Here is a 19,670-nt window from a genome sequence, read left to right as displayed (position 1 = left end):
CCGCGACGCCGAGGTCATCGCCGCCGCCGACGCCGCCGGTCTGGCCATGGCCTTCACCGGCGTGCGAGTGTTCAGGCACTAGGCGTCGTCACCGCTTCCGCTTTCCCGTCCCGGCCTCCAGGGCCAGTTCGCGCAGGGCGGCGTTGGCGATGGTGAGCTTGGCGAAGGTCCAGGGGCCGCCGCCGGCCTCAATCTCGTCCACCGTTCGCCGGGCGACCCCGGCCGTCTCCCGGCGCAGCGCCGCCCAGGAGGCCACCGCGTCGCGGGCGTGCTCGGCGTCCTCGCCGGCCTGGGCCCCGCCGGCGAAGGCCATGATCGCCCGGGTCAGCGAGGCCTGTTCGGCCAGCAGGTCCTCCAGCAGCCGGCGCAGCGCCGTGCGCTCGAAGCTGTCGCCCGCCGCGAACTCTCCGGCCGCGGCGCGCAGCCGGTCGAAGGCGAAGGCCTGCCCGGCCGCGTGGTAGAGCCTGGCCACGTTGGGAAGCGGCCAGCTCGACCCCTCCGCCAGGTCCACCAGGTCGGCGGCGGTGGTGAGCGGCTGCAGCACCGCGATGGCCCGGGCCTGGGCTTCGGGCGCGCCGGCCCCGGCCAACTGGCGCGCGCGCTGCTGCACGGCCGCCTGCTCTATCGGCGACAGGATCTGCGGCATCATCCGGCGCAGGCTCTTGAAGCCCGACGCGTAGCGCTCGGTGAGTTCGCCCACGCCCAGCCCCTCCCGGGCCGAGCGGCGCGCCAGCCAGAAGGTCGCCCCGCGCAGGGACGCCACCAGCCGGCGGAACAGCGCCATCTGGCCCACCGCCGGGATCCGGCCGTCGAGGGCGGCGATGTCGTCCCACAGGTCGTCCACCTCCAACACCGCCTTGGCGGCCTCGTAGGCGGCGATCAGGGCAGTCACGTCGCAGCCCGCCGCTCGAGTCAGGCGTGAGGGGAAGCTCGGGCCGCAGCGGTCGATGATGTCGTTGGCGACCACCGTGGCGATGATATCGCGGTGCAGGCGGTGGCGGCGGATCGGACCGTCGTACTTGCGCAGGGGCTTGGGGAAATAGCCCGCCAGCCGACCCTCGAAGAATGGGTCATCGGGGGCGTGGCCAGCAATCATGTCGCGCTTGAGTTCCAGCTTGCCATAGGCCAGCAGCACCGCCAGCTCGGGACGGGTGAGGCCCCGGCCGGCCTGCATGCGCTCGGCGATGTTGAGCGCGTCCGGCAGCCCCTCGACGGCCCGGTCCAGGCGGCCCTCACCTTCCAGCTCGGACATGAACCGGGCGTGCGGCTCCAGTTCGCCGGTCGCGTCCATCTCCAGCAGCGAGAGCGCTAAGGTCTGGGCGTAATTGTGTTCCAGCACGTGCTCGGCGACCTCGCCGATCATCGAGCGCAGCAGGCTGTCGCGGCGTTTTCGGGTCAGCTCGCCGGTGCGCTCCAGCATACCGGTGAGGATCTTGATGTTCACCTCGTGGTCGGAGGAATCCACCCCGCCGGAATTGTCGATGGCATCGGTGTCGATCCGCCCGCCGGCCTGGGCGAACTCGATGCGCCCAGCCTGGGTGAGGCCCAGGTTTGCGCCCTCGCCCACCACCTTGACCTTCAGCTCCGAGCCATTGACGCGGATCGGGTCGTTGGCCTTGTCGCCGACATCGCCGTGGCCTTCCTGGCGGGCCTTCACATAGGTGCCGATGCCGCCCAGGTAGAGCAGTTCGGCCGGGGTCTTGAGGATGGCGTTGATCAGCTCGGCCGGCGCCAGGGCCTCGGCCTCGATCCCCAGCATGGCGCGGACCTCCACGCTCAGCGGGATCGACTTCTGGCTGCGCGGGAACACTCCGCCACCGTTGGAGATCGTCTTGCGGTCATAGTCGTCCCAGGACGACCGCGGCAGGGCGAACATGCGCTGGCGCTCGGCGTAGGACCGAGCCACCTCCGGGTCTGGATCGAGGAAGATGTGGCGGTGGTCGAAGGCGGCCAGCAGCCGGGTCTGGGTCGACAGCAGCATGCCGTTGCCGAACACGTCGCCCGACATGTCCCCGCAACCCACCACCGTGAACGGCTCGCGCTGGATATCCTTGCCCAGTTCACGGAAGTGCCGCTTGACCGCCTCCCAGGCGCCCCGGGCGGTGATCCCCATGACCTTGTGGTCGTAGCCCGCCGAACCGCCGGAGGCGAAGGCGTCGCCCAGCCAGAAGCCGTAGGATTCGGCGATGCCGTTGGCGATGTCGGAGAAGGTCGCGGTGCCCTTGTCGGCGGCCACTACCAGATACGGATCGTCCATGTCATGGACGATGACGTCGTTCGGATGTGTCACCTTTCCCTCGGGCGTGAGGTTGTCGGTGATGTCGAGCAGGCCTGAGAGGAAGGTGGTGTAGGCGCGGACGCCTTCCGCGCGCACCGCGTCCGGGGCGCCGCCCTTGGGCAGTTGCTTGGGGTAGAAGCCGCCCTTGGAGCCCACCGGCACGATCACCGCGTTCTTCACCTGCTGAGCCTTCACCAGGCCCAGCACCTCCGTGCGGAAGTCGTCGCGGCGGTCGGACCAGCGCAGGCCACCGCGGGCCACTGGGCCGAAGCGCAGGTGAATGCCCTCCACTCCCACCGACCAGACGAAGATCTCGCGGAACGGCTTGGGCGCCGGCAGGTCGGCGAGCTCGCCGCTGGCCACCTTGAAGGAGATATAGGGCTTCGGCCCGCCGCCCTCCGCGGACTGGTAGAAGTTGGTCCGCGTCACCGCGCCCACCAGCAGCGCCAGGCGGCGCAGGACCCGGTCGTGGTCCAGGCTCTCCACCAGTTGCAGGGCCTCGACGATCTTGGTCATCACCTGGGCGGCCTGGGCCTGGCGACTGGCCAAATCCGCCTTGATCGCCGGGTCGAACTTGGTCCGGAACAGGTCGAGGATCAGCCGCGCCACACCCGGGTGCGCCGACAGGGCTTCTTCTTGCACCCGCTGGGTGGGATCGAGGCCGGACTGCTGGCGGTAGCGGGCCAAGGCCCGGACCAGGGCTGCGTCGCGCCAGGGGATCGACAGCTCCAGGGCCAGGCGGTTGAAGCCGTCGTTCTCCGTGCGGCCGGTCCAGACCGCCACCACCGCGTCTTCGAAGGCCTGCTTGATCTCGGCGAACACCAGGTGCTCGCCGCGCGGGTCCTCGATCTCGAAATCGTGTACCCAGACCGGCGGCTGGCCGGCCCGGACGATGGGAAAGCCCGCCTCGGCCATGGCCTTCAAGCCCATGCTCTCCAGGATCGGCAGCACGTCGGCCAGGGCCGCGGGCTCGCCCTGGCGATATAGCTTGAAGCGGAATTGCAGGTTGGAATCGCGCGCCGCGCGGTAGGCCCGCACGCGCACCGGTTCGTCCTGGCCGAACGCTTCGATCACCGCGCAGTCGGCCAGGGCTTCGGAGGCGTCGAAACGGTCGCGGTAGCCGGCCGGGAAGGCGTCGCGATACCGGCCCACGGTGGCCGAGACAGCGGCGGGGTCGCGGCCGCTTGAGCGCACCGCCGCGTCGAAGCGGTCTTCCCAGGTTCTTGCTGCCTCGGCGATGGCGGCCTCGGTGGCGCGCAGGTCCGGCCAGGCGTGCTGCTGTGGCGAGAAACCGATAATGTAGTGCACCCGAGCCAGCGGGGCGTCGGAGAAGCTGGGATAGGCGGCCGAGACCCGTCCTCCATAGGCCCGAGCCAGGATCTGGCCCGCCCGGGCCGCCAGGTCGGAATCGTACTGGTCGCGCGGCAGGAACAGCAGCACCGCGGCGAACCGGTCGAAGGGGTCGCGCCGCTCGAACAGCCGCACCCGGGGCCGGTCGTAGAGGTGCAAGATGCCCAGGGCTTGGCCGTAGAGATCGTCCTCCGACATCTGGAAGAGCTCGTCGCGCGGGTGGTTCTCGACGATGTTCTTCAGGCGCTTTTCGTTGTGGCTGCCCGGCGCCATGGCGGCGCGCTTCAGCACCTGGGCGACCTTGGCGCGGATCAGCGGCACCGCACCGGCCGGCTGGTCATAAGCCTCGGCGGTGAAGAGGCCCACGAAGCGGACCTCGCCGGCTGGCCGGCCGTCGGCCCCGTAGCGCTTGACGCCCACGTAATCCATGTAGCCGCGGCGGTGCACCCGGCTGCGCACGTTGGACTTGGCCACGGTGACGGCGGGGTCGGTGAGCAGGCGGTCCTTCACCTGGGCGGTGAGCAGGGCCGGTTCGTTGGCCCTGCGCAGCACGGTGCGCTCGGGGTCGCGGAGCACGCCCAGGCCGTCCTTGGCCAGGTAGAGCGGTTCTTCCGGCGCGTAGTCGCCGTTGGCGAGCCTTGGGTACTCGTAGACGCGGGCGCCCAGGAACACGAAATGCTCGGCCTTCAGCCAGCTCAGGAAGGCGATCTCTTCGGCCCGGGCAGGGTCGCGGCCTCTGGCGGCCTTGAGCTCCGCCAGGGTGCGGCTCATCAGGGCCAGCATCTCTGGGAAGTCGTCCACCGCGGCGCGGACGTCCTTCAGGGTCTCGGCGACGCCGCGGGCCAGGGCGGCCTCCCGGTCGGGCCCGATGGGGTCCAGGATCACCTGGATCATGGACTCGCGGCGGGCCGCGCCGGCGCCGGCGCGCCGCCCCGTCCGATCGCGCTGGGCCTGCACCAGCGGGTGGAACATGGCCCGCACTGACAGGCCCTGGTCGGCGATCTCGCCCATGACGCTGTCCACCAGGAAGGGCGCGTCGTCCTGCACGATCTCCAGCCGGTCGAGGCCCGCGTCCCCGCCGATGGCGGGCGCGATGCGGACCTTCGGCGCCCGGCCCCGGCGATGCTCGGCGAAACGCCAGAAATCGGCCAGGTTGGCGGCCAGGTCGGGCGTGGAAAGCTCGGAGAGTTCATCGGCGGCGGCGTCGGTCGCGGCCAACTTGGCGAAGGTGCGCGCAGCCTCCAGGGCGGGGTCGCCGTCGAGGGCGGCCAGGACCGCTTTAACCAGGCCGGCTCCGGGGCGGGGGGAGGTGCTCATCGGGCCGCCCCTTGCCAGCGAAGGCCGCCCCCTGACGCGAGGACGCCGCCGGAGGAGAGTGTCCGGCGGCGTTTGGTTCCGCCGTGGGGGGGCGGCGGAACGCGCGGTGCTCGCTGCGCCTGCGGGCTTGGCTGGCGGGCGCACCGGCCGAGGCTTGCGAGCGCTCGGCCTAGCTTAAATGGGAAGGGCGCGGTCAAAGTGAAGTCCCTGATCTCAAGATCGTTTGGTGCGCCGTCCGGCAGGCTCGGCGGAAATTCCCGCGTCGGGCGTCTCGTCGAGATTCCGGTTCCGGAGCTGGGCCGGGTCCCCGTCGGCAGACAACAGGACGGCCACCCATCGCGTGCCGTCGAACTGCGCCAGGATGATCATGATCATCACGGTGAGCGGAGTGGACAGGAACGCGCCCGCCAAGCCCCAGACCGCCCCCCAGAAGGCCAGCGCCAGCAACACCACGACCGGGTCGATGTTCAGGCTGCGGCCCTGCATCCGAGGCTGCACGATGTTGCCGACGAACATGCCGATGGCCTGCAGCACGAAGAACAGGGTCACCGCCTGCCAGAGGGTGTCGAACTGCACCAGGGCGAAGATCGGCGGCGCGGCCACCGCCAGCACGCCGCCGATCACCGGGATGTAGGAGGCGATGAAGATCAGGAAGGCCCAGAACAGCGCGTTGTCGAGGCCGACCACCATCATGGCGATCCAGGAGGCGACCGCGATCATCAGGCCGGTGACGGTCTGCACCCACAGGTACTGCTCCACGCCGTTGCGGATGCGCAGGAAGGCGGAGACCGCCTCCTGGCGCTCCTCGCGCAACGGAAACACGCCCACGGCCTTGCGTTCCCACCCCCGCCGCGAGGCGATCAGGAAACCCAGGTAGACCAGCACGAAGGCGGCGGCGGCGGCGAAGCTCTGCAGCCCTTTGGCCACCTGGCCCAGGTAGCTGGCGGGATTGAGCTGCAGGAACAGCTGGCTGACCGTGGGCGGCACGGCGACGCCCATCTGGTCCGCGACGCGGGCGATCAACCCGTTGAGCTTGGGGGTATAGGCGACGAGCTGCCCGGCGAAACTGGTGGCGTTGTCGGCGATGAACAGGGCCGTGCCGCCGAACAGCAGGGCCGAGAGGATTACCGCCAGGGGCGTCGCGGCGCGGCGGCTGACCACGGGCAGGCGATGCTCCAGCACGCGGGCGAAGCCGTCGATCATTACCGCCAGGAACAGGGCCAGGGCCAGTGGCGTCAGGATGTTCGCCAGCCAGTGCAGCGTCGCGCCGCCGGCGATGACCACCAGGATCACCAATGCGTTGCGGCTGACGGTGTCGACGGCGGGTGCGGGCATGAAGGCCTTGGCGACGCTCTGGTCTGGACTGTCCCCGGCGGGGACGCCGCCGTCAATGCGGGTGACCTCTACTCAGCTTCGCGCTGGATGGGGAGTGATTTTGCCCCGACGCCTGAGATTTCGGAGGCGAACATCGGTGTGGGCCGCTAGCCTTGCGCGGGGCGCGGGCCTGGAGGTTATGCATGGCGGATGACGGCGTCCTGATCGGTTTCTCGGATCACTTCGAACACCTGCGCCTGGACCGCGCCAACCGCCACGGCCTGGTGGCCGGCGCCACCGGCACCGGCAAGACCGTCACCTTGCAGATCCTCGCCCAGGGCTTCTCCGACGCTGGGGTCCCGGTGTTCGCCGCCGACGTGAAGGGCGACCTCTCGGGCGTCAGCATGACCGGCCAGCCCAACGACAAGATGCTGGCCCGCGCCCAGGCCATGGGCCTGCCGATCAACCCGGCCGCGGCGCCGACCATCTTCTGGGACCTGTTCGGCGAGCAGGGCCATCCGGTGCGCGCCACGGTCTCGGAGATGGGCCCGCTGCTGATCGCCCGCATGCTGGAACTGAACGACGTCCAGGAGGGCGTGCTCTCGGTGGTGTTCCGCGCCGCCGACGAGGAGGGCCTGCTGCTGCTGGATCTGAAGGACCTGCAAGCGGCGCTCAGCTACGCGGCACAGAACGCCAAGGCGCTGGGCGCGCGCTATGGCAACGTCTCGGCCACCACCGTGGCCACCGTCCAGCGCAAGCTGCTGGTGCTCGAGGATCAGGGCGGGGCCAACCTGTTCGGCGAGCCGGCGCTGGCCCTGTCGGACCTGATGCGCACCGACGGGTCCGGGCGTGGATATGTGAGCGTGCTGGCCGCCGACCGGCTGATCACCTCGCCCCGCCTATACGCCACCTTCCTGCTGTGGCTGATGAGCGAGCTCTTCGAGGAGCTGCCCGAGGTGGGGGACCCTGAAAAGCCCCGGCTGGTGTTCTTCTTCGACGAGGCGCACCTGCTATTCCGCGACGCCCCCCGGGCCCTGCTGGAAAAGGTCGAGCAGGTGGTCCGCCTGATCCGCTCCAAGGGCGTCGGCGTCTACTTCATCACCCAGAACCCGGCGGATATTCCCGAGACGGTGCTGGGCCAGCTGGGCAACCGCATCCAGCACGCCCTGCGCGCCTACACGCCCCTGGAGCAGCGTGGCCTGCGCGCGGCCTCCGACAGCTTCCGGGCCAACCCGGCGTTCGACACGGCCGACGCGATCCAGGCGTTGGGGGTCGGCGAGGCCCTGGTCTCGGTGCTGGACGAGCGCGGCGCGCCGACCATGGTGGCGAAGACAATGATCCGCCCGCCGGCCTCGCGGATGGGGCCGATCGCCCCGGACGAACGGGCCCAGGTGATGGCCGCCAGCCCGGTGCGCGGGCTCTACGACCAGCCCCGCGACCGCGAGTCCGCCTTCGAGATCCTGCAGGGCCGGGCGGCCAAGGTGGCGGAGCCTGCGCCGGCCGCAATGGCGCCGGCCCCGGCGCCCCGGGTCGCGGCCGCGCCCCGGGCCTCCAACCGCCAGGGCATGGGCGAGGCCTTCGCCAAGTCCATGCTTCGAACCATCGGTAGCACCGTCGGGCGCGAAATCATCCGCGGCGTGCTGGGCGGGATGCGAAGGCGCCGCTGACTACCTGGGCGGCATCCGGATGGCGCCGTCCAGGCGGACGTGCTCGCCGTTGAAATAGCCGTTGCGGATCATCTCCAGCGCCAGGGAGGCGTATTCCGGCGCATGGCCGAGACGCTTGGGGAAGGGGACCGAGGCGGCCAGCGTCTGCTTCACGTTCTCCGGGGCCGCATTCATCAGCGGAGTGGAGAAGATGCCGGGCAGGATGGTGTTCACCCGGATGCCGTCGCCCATCAGGTCGCGGGCGATGGGGAGTGTCATGCCCACCACGCCGCCCTTGGACGCCGAATAGGCCGCCTGGCCCATCTGGCCGTCCACCGCGGCCACAGAGGCGGTGTTGATGATCACCCCGCGCTCGCCGTCCTCCAGAGGCGCCAGGTCGATCATCCCCTTTGCCGACTTGGCGATGCAGCGGAAGGTGCCCACCAAGTTGATCTGGATGATGAAGTTGAAGGCATCCAGCGGGAAGTGCTTGGCCTCGCCGGTCTGCTTGTCGCGGCTGGCGGTCTTCATGGCGTTGCCGGTGCCGGCGCAGTTGATCAGGATACGCTCCTGGCCGTGCGCCGCGCGGGCCTTTTCGAACCCCGCGTCCACGTCTTCCTCAGAGGTGACGTTGACCTTGCAGAACACGCCACCCACATCCTTGGCGACCGCTTCGCCCTTCTCGGCGTTCATGTCGAAGATAGCGACCTTGACCCCGTGGCTGGCCAGCGCCCGAACGGTGGCCTCGCCAAGACCCGAGGCGCCGCCTGTGACGACCGCTGCGACGGATGAATTGAGTTCCATGGACGCTTGCCTCCCGATCCCGCTATCTGAGTACGAATTGAACGAGGCTTTAGCCCGATGAGCGGCGACGACAAAGCGTCACCCAACGTCAACGCGACCTTCGACGCCTATGCGCCGCTGGATCCCAGCCGCGCGCTGGTGCCCTCGGTGGTCCGGTTGAATGAGCAGACGGTGGCGCAGGGCTTCTGGCCAAAGATTCGGCGGCTGGCCTCCAAGGCGCCCTTCGCCTCCCAGGCGCTGTCGGTCTGGTACTGTGCTCAGGACGACAAGACGCCGATCGCCGCCAAGGGGATGATGCTGGCCGCCCTCGCCTATTTCGTGCTGCCGGTGGATGCGATCCCCGACTTCATCGCCGGCCTTGGCTACACCGACGACGCGGCGGTGTTCGCCGCCATGATGGCCCTGGTGGGCCGCAACCTGAAACCGCGCCACCGCGCCGCCGCCAAGCGCTCCATCGACAGGATGCGCGCGGAGAATTAGGCCGCGTCCACCGCCGCGAGCTTAGCCGCGGCCTTGGCTTGGCGTTGCTCTCGCCAGGTGATGAACAGGGTCGACGCCACCACGATCGCCGCCCCCGCCAGAGTCCAGGCCGTCGGAACCTCGTTGAACAGCACAAACCCGGCCGCGGTGGCGAACACCAGGCGGGTGTAGTCGATGGGGGCCATGGCCGCGGCGTCGCCGGCCTGCATGCCCTTGATGTAGCAGCCCTGGGTGGCGGTCCCGATCACCCCCATGAGGCCCAGCAGGCCAAAGTCCAAGGGCGTCGGCCAACGCCAGGAGAGCAACCCACCGGGAAGCGCCAGGAGGAGTCCCAGCGTCACCGCCCAGACCAGGAGCACGGTGGGGGAATGATCCCGGGTCAGCACCTTCATTCCGGTTATGGTCAGGGCGAACAGGAACGAGGCCGCAAGCATGGCCAGGGCCGGCAGGCCGACGGCGAACTCGCCACCGACGCCGGGGCGGATCATCAGCAGGACGCCCAGGAAGCCCACCACGGCCGCGCCGATGCGCATGGGACCGACAGTCTCGCGCACCACGAAGGCAGCCAGCGGCACCAGCCACAGGGTGCGGGTGAAGGAGAGCGCATTGGCGTCGGCGAGCGGCATCTTCTGGAAGGCGTAGAAGCTCAGCATCATGGCGAGCGTGCCGGCGGCGGAACGGAAGATCAGGATACCCGGCCGCTTGGTGGCGTAGGCCCGGCGGCCCATCTTCAGGATCACCGGGAGCATCACCGCGAAGCCGGCGGCCTGGCGATAGAAGGTCTGCAGCGAGGCGGGATAGTCGGCGCCCAGGAACTTGATCAGGGTGGTCATCGCCGTGAACAGCAGGGCCGAGGCCAGGATCCATAGGGCGCCGCGGACGTTGGGCGCCAGCGCCGTGCGGGCTTTCGGTTCAGCGCCGCTCACGGATCCACCCGGTGATGGATGGCCGCTTGGCGTCGGAGAAGCTCGCCGCCTGGTTCACTGCGTGGCGCTTGGGCGCGCGGCGTAGAGCCGGTGCTTTCCGTCCACGTCGCCGACGCTCAGGGACCGGCTCCAGGCGGCGCGCGCCAGCGCCTCGCTTACCGCCTTGGCGTCGCCAGCGCGCGGGACGCTCGGCAAGCGCAGCCGACCGAACCGCGCGAACAGGGGCGCCAGCCGTTCAGGATCCAGGCCGGGCGCGAGTTGCGGCGCGGCGCCGGCGCGGCTCACGGGGTGGGCTGCGGGGGGACCGTGTCGCCGAACAGCGTCTGGAACGGCGACATGGCCTCGGCGTCCCAGGCGTGGCCGCCGACGGTGATCCCGCCGTCCACCACCATGTGCGTGCCCGAGACGAAGGCCGAGGCGTCCGACGCCAGGTAGAGCGCGGCCTGGGCGATATCGTCCGGCAGGCCTGGCTTGGGGATCGGCTGGGCGCGGTGCGCGTTCTCGACGATCCGCGCGGCCATCTGATCGGCTACCTCGCGGGGCAGGCCCAGCGAGGCGCCGAAGATCGAGGTGGCGATCAGACCCGGGCAGATAGCGTTGACGCGGATCTTCTGCGGCGACAGCTGGGCGGCCGCCACCCGGCTCATGTGGATCACTGCGGCCTTGGCCGAGGAATAGGCGATCGGGCCCCAGCCGGCCTGCAGCCCGGCGATGGAGGCGGTGTTAATGATCGAGCCACCGCCGCGCTCCAGCATCAGCGGCGCGGCGTGCTTCATGCCCAGCGCCGGCCCGCGCACCAGGACGTCGAAGATCCAGCTCCAGGTGTCGGCCTCGATCTCGGTGAGCACCCGCATGCCGTCGGAGATGCCGGCGTTGTTGAACAGGATGTCGAGGCCGCCGAACTCGGACTTGGCCAGGGCCACCGCGGCGGCGATGTCGGCCTCCACGGTGACGTCGCAGCGCGCATAGCGCAGGGCGCCGCGGAACCGCCGCTCCAGCATCTGGCCCTTCTCGTCCTGGATGTCAGCGGCGACGATCTGCGCGCCCTCGGCGGCGAACAGCTCCACGGTCCCCAGTCCGATGCCGGAGACCCCGCCGGTGATCAGCGCGACCTTGCCTTCAAGACGTCCGGCCATGCGGCCCTCCCGCTCAGATTGCCGTCAGTCGATGGTGACCACGACTTTGCCCATGGCCTTGCGGCTCGCCAAGTGCTTGATCGCCTCGGCCGCGCGGGCCAGCGGGAAGCGTTCGGAGACGAACGGCTTGATCTTGCCGGCCACGTACATGTCCAGCAGTTCGGCGACGCTGGCCTGGTGGCGCTGTGGGTTCTTGCCCACCCAGGCGCCCCAGAACACGCCGACGATGTCGCAACCTTTCAGGAGGGCCAGGTTCAGCGGGATCTTCGGGATCTCGCCGGCGGCGAAACCCACCACCAGGTACTTGCCCTCCCAGGCGATGGAGCGCAGCGCCGGCTCGGCGTAGTCGCCGCCGATGGCGTCATAGATCACGTCGGCCCCATCGGGCCCGCAGGCCGCTTTGAACTGCGCGGCCAGTTCCTTCTGGCCGTCCCGGTCGAAGGGGCCCCGGCCATAGACCACGCCTTCGTCGGCGCCGTGCTTCTTGCACAGGTCGATTTTCTCCTGGCTTGAGGCCGCGGCGATCACTCGCGCGCCCATCTGCTTGCCAAGCTCGACCGCAGCCAGCCCCACGCCGCCCGCCGCGCCCAGCACCAGCAGGGTCTGGCCTGGCTTGATGTCCGCCCGGTCCTTCAGGGCGTGGTAGCTGGTGCCATAGGTCATGATGAAGGCCGCCGCGTCGTCGAAGGGCATGGCGTCGGGGATCTTCACCAGCCGCGCGGCCTCCAGGGCCAGTTCCTCGGCCATGCCGCCCCAGCCGGTGTTGCCCAGCACCCGGTCGCCCGGCTTCACGTGGGTCACGCCCTCGCCAACCGAGGTGATCACCCCAGCGATCTCGCCCCCCGGCGCGAAGGGCCGCTCCGGCTTGAACTGGTACTTGTCCTCGATGATCAGGACGTCGGGAAAGTTTACCCCGCAGGCCTTCACCTGCACCACCGCGAACCCCGGCTTGGCCTGCGGCGAGGGCAGCTCCGACAGCACCAGAGTGTCAGGCCCACCGACTTCAGTGCTCAACAGGGCTTTCATGACGGGTCTCCGGGCGAAGGATCTGTGGGCTAGGTGGCGGACGCTAGCGCAGCCCAAGGACGTGCGGAAGACGCCCCGAACAATTGTTTGATCGCGCTGCGTTTGGAGGCGCGCGCCGGGTCCCCTATATTCCCGGACCTCCAGACAGGACCTGACCTCTTGGGCGTGACACTCGATCTTACGCGGGCGCCGGCGCAACCCGTCGCGCCGGTGAAGCCGAACCTCTGCGGCCTGACGCGGGGCGAGCTCGCCGCTGCGCTGGTGGCGGCCGAGGTCGTGCGCCCGGACAAGGTGAAGATGCGCGCCGGTCAGCTGTGGCGCTGGATCCACCACTATGGGGTCACCGATTTCGCGGCCATGACCGACGTGGCCAAGGAGACCCGCGCCCTGCTGGCCGGGGCCTTCTCCCTGGCCAGGCCGGAGATCGTGGAGCGCCAGGTTTCTCGCGACGGCACCCGCAAGTGGTTGATCCGCATGGCGCCAGGCATCGAGGTGGAGACCGTCTACATCCCCGACGTGGGCCGCGCCGGGGCGCTCTGCGTCTCCAGCCAGGTGGGTTGCACCCTTAACTGCACCTTCTGCCACACCGGCACCCAGGCCCTGGTGCGCAACCTGACCGCCGCCGAGATCGTCGCCCAGGTGCAGGTGGCCCGCGACGACCTGGGGGAATGGCCCAGCCCCAAGGCTGATCGCCGGCTCTCCAACATCGTCTTCATGGGCATGGGCGAGCCGCTCTACAATCTCGACCACGTGGCCGCCGCCATCGACGTCATCGCCGACAACGAGGGCATCTCCATCTCGCGCCGGCGGATCACCGTATCCACCTCCGGCGTGGCGCCGGAGCTCGAGGCCCTGGGCGCGCGGACCCAGGCCATGCTGGCGATCTCGCTGCATGCCACCAACGACGCCCTGCGCGAGGTGCTGGTGCCGCTTAACAAGAAGTACCCGATCGCCGAGCTGGTGGCTGGCATCCGCGCCTATCCAGGCCTGTCCAACGCCCGGCGGGTGACCTTCGAATACGTGATGCTGAAGGGCGTCAACGACAGCCCGGCCGAGGCCAGGGCCCTGGTTCAGCTGCTCCGCGGCATCCCCTCGAAGATCAACCTGATCCCGTTCAACCCGTGGCCGGATACGGTCTACGAATGCTCCGAATGGAAGACCATCGAGGCCTTCGCCGCGATCCTCAACCGGGCCGGCTACGCCTCGCCGATCCGCACACCGCGGGGGCGCGACATCCTGGCGGCCTGCGGCCAGCTCAAGAGCGAGAGCGAGAAGGTCCGCGCCAGCGCCCGGCGCAAGACTGCGGCCCCCGTCGAGACCTGACGCCGGCTTTCCACGAAGTCCGCGCGACGTGGTATCGGTGGCGCCGTTTCCGGGGGAGCTTGTCCGATGCCCACACCGTCGCCTGAGATCCAGGCCTTCGCCACCGGCTTTCCGATCACTCTGCTGCACGCCGCGGTCACGGTGTTGATCCTGCTCGCCGCCGCCGCGCTCTACATCCTTCTGACGCCGCACAAGGAGATCACTCTGATCCGCGAGGGCAACACCGCTGCGGCCCTGTCGCTGGGCGGCGTGCTGGTGGGGCTGTCGCTGCCGCTGGCGGTGTCGCTGAAGGCCTCGACCACCCTGGTCGAAATCGGCCTGTGGGGCGCGGCCACGGTGGTCGTGCAACTGCTGATCTTCCGCCTCGTGGATCTGATGCTGCGCGGCCTGCCCCGGCGGATCCAGGAGGGTGAGATGTCGGCGGCCACCATGCTGGTGGGCGCCAAGCTCGCCACGGCGGTGATCATCTCCGCGGCCGTCGCCGGCTGACCCCATGTTCCCGCGCCTGCCGGACTGGCTGATCTATGCCGCGGTGGTGGCCGCGCTGCTGTTCGTCGCCATGGGCCGCGGCGAGCAGGCTGATGCGCCGGAACCGCCGCCGCCGGCCCAGGACACCGCGGGCGACGCCCTGGGCCCGGCCTCGCCCTTCGATCCCTCGGTGGTGGTGGACGTCCCCGACGAGATCGGTCCCTCGGTGGGCACGGCCTTCTCCCTGGCGGAATCCGGCGTCTGGATGACCGCTCGCCATGTGGTGGACGGCTGCACCCAGGCCGCCCTGGTGGTCGGCCGGGGCCGCGGCGTCGCCGCCACCATCCAGGTCGATCCCCGCGGCGAGGCGGCGCTGCTGATCACCGAAGGTGGGTCCGCGCCCCTGCCGCTTAGCCTGCAGACGCCCCTGCGCCGCGGCCAGCGCGCCTTCCATCCCGGCTTCCCGCAGGGCGAGCCCGGCGAGGCGACCTCGCGCCTGCTGGGCCGCGAGACCCTGATCGTGCGCGGCCGCGGCGCCCGCAGCGAGCCCGTGCTGGTGTGGGCCGAGACCGGCCGCACGCAGGGCCTGCGCGGCACCTTGGGGGGCCTCTCCGGGGCCCCGGCGCTGGACGCGGCCGGGCGGGTGGTGGGTGTCACCGTGGCCGAGGCGCCCCGTCGCGGCCGCATCTACACCACCGCGCCGGAGACAGTGCTGGCCACCCTCGCGGCCAGCGGCCGCAGGTTCAGCACGGCGGGGGCGGGCCCCGCGATCACGCCGGAGAACTACTATCGGGTGGCCGACGACCTGCGCCGCGAACTGAAGGTCGCCCAGGTGGTCTGTCTGACCACCTAGGGCTCTGTCGCAGGCGCCGTGACCTCGGGCTTCGGCTGGCGCGCGGCGACCATGAAGGCCAGGACGATGGCCGCGATCCCGATGACCGTGGAATAGAGAAAGAAGACCACATAGCCGGAGCCCAGGGCCGCCGGCGTCACCCCCGACTTCTCCGCAGCCCCGGCGTAGGCCTCCGGCGGCAGGCCCGCGAACAGGGTCTTCAGCCCGGCCAGGGCGCCGCCGGCGTCGGCCGCCGCCGCCGAGCCCTCGACGATGCGCCCCGACTGTGAGGCGATCAGTTTTCCGGGCAGGGCGTAGAGCGAGGAGAACAGCGCATACTGGGTGGCGGTGAAGCCCACCGAGGTCAGGCTCGACATATAGGCGATCAGGCAGGTGCCGGCGAAGCCGGACGCCACGTTGTCCACCCCGATGGCGATAAACAGGGCCGGCAGCCACGCGCCCTGCAGCGCCAGCCAGGCGAACACCAGGTTGCTCAGGGGGCCTGCGAAGGCGCCGATCACCAGGGCGCGCATCAGACCCAGCCTCGCCACCGCAAAGCCCCCCAGACCCACGCCCAGCACCGACATGATCACGCCGAACACCTTGCGCACTTCGGCGATCTCCAGCTTGGAGAAGCCCAGGTCCGCGTAGAACGGGTTCATGATGTTGAGCACGAAGTCGGAGAGCCGGTAGAGGCAGATCAGCGCCAGGATCAGGGCGGCGACGCCACGGTAGCGGGCGAAGAAGTCGCGCAAGGGATCGCCCAGGGCCGCGAACAGATAGACCCCTGGCCGGGTGCGGGCGCCTGGCAGCGGGCAGGCGGCCAGCACGATGATCCCCAGGCCCGCCAGCACTGCGGCCACCTGGAAGAACACCCCCTGCGGCTTCATCGCCCAGGCGGCGATCAGACCCTCGCCCGCGGCCCCCAGGCCGACATTGGCGAACCCGGCTGCCAGCAAGGTGACGTCGGCGGCCAGGCCGGAGCCCAGCACCAGGGCGCCGGCCGCGAACAGCGCCAGCCTCGCCAGCCACTCGGGGATCTCCAGGGCCGGCCGCGAGGGTGTCCCCTCCGCGTGGATCGGGCGGACGACGTGGGCTTTTTCCTTCGGGGCCGCCAGGGCGCCGCCGATCCCCACCAGCATCAGGGCCGCCATGGCCGCGTAGGAGAAGTTCCAGTTGAACGCCTCGGCCAGCAGCAGCGGCGCGGCGCCGGCGGTGATCATCGCCAGGCGGTAGCCCCACTGGTAGGCGGCGGCCATGGCGCCTTGTTTCTCGGTCTCCGCCGCCTCGATCCGCCAGGCGTCGATGACCACGTCCTGGCTGGCGGCGGTGAAGCCCACGAACACTGCAAAGGCCGCCATCAGACCCAGGTTCTGCGCGGGGTTGGCGCCAGAGATCAGCCACAGGCCCAGCATCACCAGCACCTGGAAGACGATCATCCAGGAGCGCCGGTGGCCCAGCCAGCGGGTCAGTCCGGGCACCGAGGTGCGGTCGATCAGCGGCGCCCAGAGAAACTTCAGGGAATAGGCCAGTGTCGCCAGGCTGAAGATGGCGATCACCTTCAGGGAAAGCCCGGCGTCACGCAGCCACAGGGACAGGGTGTCGAAGATCAACAGGTTGGGAAGGCCGGAGGCGAACCCCAGGGCCAACATCACCAGGGAGCGGCGCTCAAGGAAGACCGCCAGGGCGGACAGCGCACCGCGCCTGGGTTCCCCGCCGGCGGGTTCAGCGACGTCCGCGCTCATGGCAAGGTCTCCGGGCAGATGGCGCCCCCGCGCCTCAGCCGACCTTGGCGCGCGCCGGGCTTTGCGTCCAGCCGGCCCCGGTCCACCGCGTCAGTGCGGCGCGGAGCGCATCGGGGGACAGGGGCTTGACCAGGAAGTCGTTCATGCCGGCCGCCAGACAGGCCTGCCGGTCGTCCTCATAGGCGTTGGCGGTGAGCGCCACGATCGGGGTGTCCAGGCCCTGGGCCCGCATCCGCCGCGCGGTCTCCTCTCCCGACAGCACCGGCATTCGCATGTCCATCAGGATCAGGTCGAAGGCGCGCTGGCCCACGGCGGCCAGCGCCTCCTCGCCGCCCACCGCGTGCTCCACGTCGCAGCCTTCGCGGGCCAGCAGGGCGCGTGCCAGGAGCGCATTGATCTGGTTGTCCTCCACCAGCAGGATGCGGGCGCCCGGCGCCACCGCGACCACAACGCGCTCGTCTTCCGGTCCGGCCGCGGCGTCGTGACCGGCGCCGGCAGCGATCAGCACCCGTTCGGCCAGCGAGGCGCGCCTGAGCGGCTTGATCAGATAGCCCGCGAACCCGGCCCGCCGGTAGCGTGCGATCCGGCCCCGTTCGTCCGGCGACAGCAGCACGATGGAGGGGCGGCGGTCGGCAGGGCGCAGCAGCAGGCCCTCGGCCAGGGCCTGGTCCAGCAGGACCACGTCCCCCGGCGCCGTGCGCTCGGTGACGCCGGGCAGGTCCGCGCCGGTCACCGCGCGACCGCCGCTGGCCTGGATCTGCCGCCGCGCGGCTTCGCGCACGATGGGGTTGGCAGAGACCACGCCGACGGTGCGGCCCTCCAGCGTCGCAGGCGCCGCGGAGCCGGGCAGGCTGTGGAAAGCCGCCTCAAACCAGAAGGAGGCGCCGCCACCCTTGGCGGTCTCGACGCCCACATCGCCGCCCATGGCGCGGGCCAGCCGGCGCGCGATGGCCAGGCCCAGCCCGGCGCCCCCCAGATCCGCATGGGACGCCTCGGCCTGGGCGAAAGCTTCGAAGATGTGGTCGCGGGCCGACGCCGGGACGCCGGGGCCGGTGTCTTCCACCGAAAACCGCAGGCGGCCCGGGGCGGGGGCTGCGACGCTCAGCAACACGCCGCCGGATTCGGTGAACTTCACCGCGTTGCCCGCGAAGTTCAGCAGGATCTGGCGCAGGCGCCCCTCGTCGACGTGCAGCCATCCGACGCTGGCCGGCGCGGCCCAGGCTATCTCCAGGCGCTTTTCCCGGGCCCGGGGGGACAAGAGCTCGGTGACGCCGCGCAGCAGAGCCTCCACGTCCATCGCAGCCGGGTGCAGGTCCACGCTCCCCGCGCCCAGCTTGGCGAAGTCGAGCACGTCGTTGACCAGGGTGAGCAGGTGCTGCCCGCTCTCGCGCAGGGCGGCGGCATAGGCGCGCTGTTCGGCGGTGAGCTTGGTGCCCTCCAGCAGCCGGGCCATGCCCAGCACGCCATTCAGGGGCGTGCGGAACTCGTGGCTCAACGACGCCAGCTGCTCGGCGCTGATCTGCGCGCGGGCCGGCCGACGGTCGGAAAGGGGTCGGAGCGGATTTCGCATCCGGACAGGCTAGACGCGAACCGTTTAACGGTCGGTCAAGCCGAAGCCGCCCGACGCCATTTCCCGCACCAGGCCCACCAGGGCGGCGCGGGCGCGGGGATCCTGGATGGCGTTGAAGGCCTGTAGGATCTCCAGCGCTCCGGGGCGCGAAAGGGCGCGGAAGATGTCTTCGTCGTCGTCGCGGCCCGACACCTCTTCACCGACCAGCCAGGACACCGAGACGCCCAGCGCTACTGAGGCGGCGACCAGGGTGGAGGCGGCCACCCGATTGGCCCCGCGCTCGTACTTCTGGACCTGCTGGAAGGAGACGCCGAGCGCCTGGGCGAGCGCGGTCTGGCTCAGCCCCATCTGCCGGCGACGGGTGCGCATGCGCGCGCCGATCGCCAGTTCGATGGCCTGTAAAGGATCATGGTTGGTCGGCATGAATGTGCCTCCCCGGGCCACTCCCACTAACGCGAACGCAATTTCTTTTCGCCTTAAAGTAGACGAACCCGTCAAGTCGTCGTTTATTGTAGGCGCTATGAAAACCCAGGCGGACGCACCCGCGAGCCCTGTCGAGCTGTTGACCCAGCGCGAGCGCGAATGCTTGCGCCTGGTCGATCAGCACCTGAGCTCGAAGCAGATCGCCCGCGAACTGGGCATGTCCAAGACTTCGGTGGACACCTACTGCGATCGCGCCCGACGCAAGCTTGGCGTGGACGACCGCTTCGAAGCCGCCCGGATCCTGCGCAACCGCGACAACAATCCTGTCCCGATCGGATCAGGACAGGACGCGATCAGGACAGACAACGCCCCCGATGACCGGCTGGATGAGCCGGCAACGAAGGGGGTGACCCATGGGCGACTGGCAGAACTTCGACAATCGGGCGGTGGTCGGGCGGGCTTTGCGGCTTCGCCGGGAGATCGACGAGTTCGAGGGCCGCTGGCCGACTCCGGCCGCTCGGGAGGATATTCTTCCGACCTTCTCCTGGACGCAACTGGAACGACAGCTCGTCGATCTGGCGGCGACCCCGGCGCAAGCGGATATGGCCCGGCACCTGGTGTCGGCGACGCGCAAGCTCGCGCCTTTCAAGCCTTCGGAAATGGTGCTGAGGGAAATCCTCTGCCTCACTTGGGTTCTCCTCGACGAGAACTTCAAGCCCGAGCCCCAAGAGGGATCGGCCGAAATGATCTAAATCCGCTAGCCCGGTTGGGTGCGATCGTGGGTGTCGCGATCATCACCGCCCTGGCGTTCGGGGCGATGTTGTCGGGGCTCCACGCTCTCCAGGACCTGGCGACAACTTTTTTCCGGGTCTGAACCGGACCGAAACCATAACCCCGCTAATCAACTAGGCGTGCGCCGTGCTGCGGTGCGCGCAGGAGAGAACTCATGCTCAAGCAACGCCGGCTCATCGCCGAACAAATCGCCGCCGCCCTGTTCGAGGCCGAAGCCGCCATCGACGCGGCGATCAGCAA

Annotated in this window: 17 protein-coding genes and 1 pseudogene; 8 read left to right on the top strand and 10 right to left on the bottom strand. The window is 70.0% G+C overall.

Features of this window, described 5'->3' with window-relative positions:
- The coding region (locus ACLL81_RS04655; RefSeq protein WP_411287178.1) for a hypothetical protein at nt 1–82 on the top strand (82 nt) is incomplete at its 5' end.
- Between the two features lie 6 nt (nt 83–88).
- Here the strand turns inward: ACLL81_RS04655 and ACLL81_RS04650 are convergent.
- Both ACLL81_RS04650 and ACLL81_RS04645 read right to left on the bottom strand, forming a co-directional pair.
- Nucleotides 89–4,945: an NAD-glutamate dehydrogenase gene (locus ACLL81_RS04650; protein ID WP_411287177.1), complete on the bottom strand. Its 4,857-nt coding sequence runs from the start codon at nt 4,943–4,945 to the stop codon at nt 89–91.
- Between the two features lie 213 nt (nt 4,946–5,158).
- Complete coding sequence (locus ACLL81_RS04645; RefSeq protein ID WP_411287176.1) at nt 5,159–6,280, bottom strand: AI-2E family transporter; 1,122 nt, start codon at nt 6,278–6,280, stop codon at nt 5,159–5,161.
- Between the two features lie 182 nt (nt 6,281–6,462).
- Between ACLL81_RS04645 and ACLL81_RS04640 the strand changes: the two genes are divergently transcribed.
- A complete protein-coding gene (locus ACLL81_RS04640) occupies nt 6,463–7,926 on the top strand; it encodes a helicase HerA-like domain-containing protein (RefSeq protein WP_411287175.1) in 1,464 nt (487 codons plus the stop codon).
- Here ACLL81_RS04640 and ACLL81_RS04635 read toward each other — a convergent pair whose 3' ends face one another.
- A complete protein-coding gene (locus ACLL81_RS04635) occupies nt 7,927–8,709 on the bottom strand; it encodes an SDR family NAD(P)-dependent oxidoreductase (RefSeq protein ID WP_411287174.1) in 783 nt (260 codons plus the stop codon).
- A 57-nt stretch (nt 8,710–8,766) separates the two neighbouring features.
- Here ACLL81_RS04635 and ACLL81_RS04630 point away from each other — a divergent pair, with 57 nt between their 5' ends.
- Nucleotides 8,767–9,189, top strand: coding sequence for a YkvA family protein (locus tag ACLL81_RS04630; protein ID WP_411287173.1), 423 nt, complete (start codon nt 8,767–8,769; stop codon nt 9,187–9,189).
- On the opposite strand, the gene ACLL81_RS04625 is transcribed toward ACLL81_RS04630, so the two are convergent.
- Genes ACLL81_RS04625 through ACLL81_RS04610 form a run of 4 tightly spaced genes read right to left on the bottom strand, consistent with a single transcriptional unit; the run spans nt 9,186 to nt 12,277 of the window.
- Nucleotides 9,186–10,115, bottom strand: a complete 930-nt coding sequence (locus ACLL81_RS04625) for a DMT family transporter (protein ID WP_411287172.1) — start codon at nt 10,113–10,115, stop codon at nt 9,186–9,188. The two genes, ACLL81_RS04630 and ACLL81_RS04625, sit on opposite strands and share 4 nt — an antisense overlap.
- A 54-nt stretch (nt 10,116–10,169) precedes the next feature.
- The gene (locus ACLL81_RS04620; RefSeq protein ID WP_411287171.1) at nt 10,170–10,400 is read right to left on the bottom strand and encodes a hypothetical protein; all 231 of its coding nucleotides are present in this window, start codon (nt 10,398–10,400) and stop codon (nt 10,170–10,172) included.
- Complete coding sequence (locus ACLL81_RS04615) at nt 10,397–11,251, bottom strand: SDR family NAD(P)-dependent oxidoreductase (protein WP_411287170.1); 855 nt, start codon at nt 11,249–11,251, stop codon at nt 10,397–10,399. Before ACLL81_RS04615 ends, ACLL81_RS04620 begins: the two co-directional genes overlap by 4 nt.
- A 24-nt stretch (nt 11,252–11,275) precedes the next feature.
- The gene (locus ACLL81_RS04610) at nt 11,276–12,277 is read right to left on the bottom strand and encodes an NADPH:quinone oxidoreductase family protein (RefSeq protein ID WP_411287169.1); all 1,002 of its coding nucleotides are present in this window, start codon (nt 12,275–12,277) and stop codon (nt 11,276–11,278) included.
- A gap of 159 nt (nt 12,278–12,436) precedes the next feature.
- On the opposite strand from ACLL81_RS04610, the gene rlmN reads away from it, so the two are divergent.
- The 3 genes from rlmN to ACLL81_RS04595 all read left to right on the top strand — a co-directional run bounded on the left by rlmN (nt 12,437) and on the right by ACLL81_RS04595 (nt 14,921).
- Nucleotides 12,437–13,600, top strand: a complete 1,164-nt coding sequence (gene rlmN, locus ACLL81_RS04605) for a 23S rRNA (adenine(2503)-C(2))-methyltransferase RlmN (RefSeq protein ID WP_411287168.1) — start codon at nt 12,437–12,439, stop codon at nt 13,598–13,600.
- 66 nt (nt 13,601–13,666) lie between these two features.
- A complete protein-coding gene (locus ACLL81_RS04600; protein ID WP_411287167.1) occupies nt 13,667–14,089 on the top strand; it encodes a DUF350 domain-containing protein in 423 nt (140 codons plus the stop codon).
- 4 nt (nt 14,090–14,093) lie between these two features.
- Nucleotides 14,094–14,921: a serine protease gene (locus tag ACLL81_RS04595; RefSeq protein ID WP_411287166.1), complete on the top strand. Its 828-nt coding sequence runs from the start codon at nt 14,094–14,096 to the stop codon at nt 14,919–14,921.
- On the opposite strand, the gene ACLL81_RS04590 is transcribed toward ACLL81_RS04595, so the two are convergent.
- From ACLL81_RS04590 to ACLL81_RS04580, 3 genes are read right to left on the bottom strand one after another with little or no spacing between them, the layout of a single operon-like run.
- Complete coding sequence (locus ACLL81_RS04590) at nt 14,918–16,645, bottom strand: AmpG family muropeptide MFS transporter (RefSeq protein WP_411287165.1); 1,728 nt, start codon at nt 16,643–16,645, stop codon at nt 14,918–14,920. The two genes, ACLL81_RS04595 and ACLL81_RS04590, sit on opposite strands and share 4 nt — an antisense overlap.
- A gap of 34 nt (nt 16,646–16,679) precedes the next feature.
- Nucleotides 16,680–18,215 carry a response regulator gene (locus ACLL81_RS04585; protein ID WP_411287164.1) on the bottom strand — a complete coding sequence of 512 codons (1,536 nt, stop codon included), beginning with the start codon at nt 18,213–18,215 and terminating at the stop codon, nt 16,680–16,682.
- Nucleotides 18,216–18,239: 24 nt separating this feature from the next.
- A complete protein-coding gene (locus ACLL81_RS04580; RefSeq protein ID WP_411287163.1) occupies nt 18,240–18,638 on the bottom strand; it encodes a helix-turn-helix domain-containing protein in 399 nt (132 codons plus the stop codon).
- Between ACLL81_RS04580 and ACLL81_RS04575 the strand changes: the two are divergent.
- Both ACLL81_RS04575 and ACLL81_RS04570 read left to right on the top strand, forming a co-directional pair.
- Nucleotides 18,583–18,927, top strand: a pseudogene (locus ACLL81_RS04575) (response regulator transcription factor); the annotation flags it as partial. The gene ACLL81_RS04580 and the pseudogene ACLL81_RS04575 overlap by 56 nt on opposite strands.
- A gap of 124 nt (nt 18,928–19,051) precedes the next feature.
- Nucleotides 19,052–19,390, top strand: a complete 339-nt coding sequence (locus ACLL81_RS04570; RefSeq protein WP_411287162.1) for a hypothetical protein — start codon at nt 19,052–19,054, stop codon at nt 19,388–19,390.
- Nucleotides 19,391–19,670: the final 280 nt, after the last annotated feature.

Origin of the sequence: Phenylobacterium sp., from assembly GCF_046590535.1 — a bacterium.
Lineage (GTDB): Bacteria > Pseudomonadota > Alphaproteobacteria > Caulobacterales > Caulobacteraceae > Phenylobacterium.
Note: the sequence above shows the minus strand (reverse complement) of the source record. Positions and strands in the feature narration are given on the sequence as shown.

Bases quoted from the DNA above. Each gene is read 5' to 3' on its own strand.
- ACLL81_RS04610 (WP_411287169.1), bottom strand. From the start codon at position 12,277: ATGAAAGCCCTGTTGAGCACTGAAGTCGGTGGGCCTGACACTCTGGTG.
- ACLL81_RS04640 (WP_411287175.1), top strand. From the start codon at position 6,463: ATGGCGGATGACGGCGTCCTGATCGGTTTCTCGGATCACTTCGAACAC.
- ACLL81_RS04595 (WP_411287166.1), top strand. From the start codon at position 14,094: ATGTTCCCGCGCCTGCCGGACTGGCTGATCTATGCCGCGGTGGTGGCC.
- ACLL81_RS04570 (WP_411287162.1), top strand. From the start codon at position 19,052: ATGGGCGACTGGCAGAACTTCGACAATCGGGCGGTGGTCGGGCGGGCT.
- ACLL81_RS04580 (WP_411287163.1), bottom strand. From the start codon at position 18,638: ATGCCGACCAACCATGATCCTTTACAGGCCATCGAACTGGCGATCGGC.
- ACLL81_RS04600 (WP_411287167.1), top strand. From the start codon at position 13,667: ATGCCCACACCGTCGCCTGAGATCCAGGCCTTCGCCACCGGCTTTCCG.
- ACLL81_RS04585 (WP_411287164.1), bottom strand. From the start codon at position 18,215: ATGCGAAATCCGCTCCGACCCCTTTCCGACCGTCGGCCGGCCCGCGCG.
- ACLL81_RS04615 (WP_411287170.1), bottom strand. From the start codon at position 11,251: ATGGCCGGACGTCTTGAAGGCAAGGTCGCGCTGATCACCGGCGGGGTC.
- ACLL81_RS04635 (WP_411287174.1), bottom strand. From the start codon at position 8,709: ATGGAACTCAATTCATCCGTCGCAGCGGTCGTCACAGGCGGCGCCTCG.
- ACLL81_RS04630 (WP_411287173.1), top strand. From the start codon at position 8,767: ATGAGCGGCGACGACAAAGCGTCACCCAACGTCAACGCGACCTTCGAC.
- ACLL81_RS04645 (WP_411287176.1), bottom strand. From the start codon at position 6,280: ATGCCCGCACCCGCCGTCGACACCGTCAGCCGCAACGCATTGGTGATC.
- ACLL81_RS04590 (WP_411287165.1), bottom strand. From the start codon at position 16,645: ATGAGCGCGGACGTCGCTGAACCCGCCGGCGGGGAACCCAGGCGCGGT.
- ACLL81_RS04650 (WP_411287177.1), bottom strand. From the start codon at position 4,945: ATGAGCACCTCCCCCCGCCCCGGAGCCGGCCTGGTTAAAGCGGTCCTG.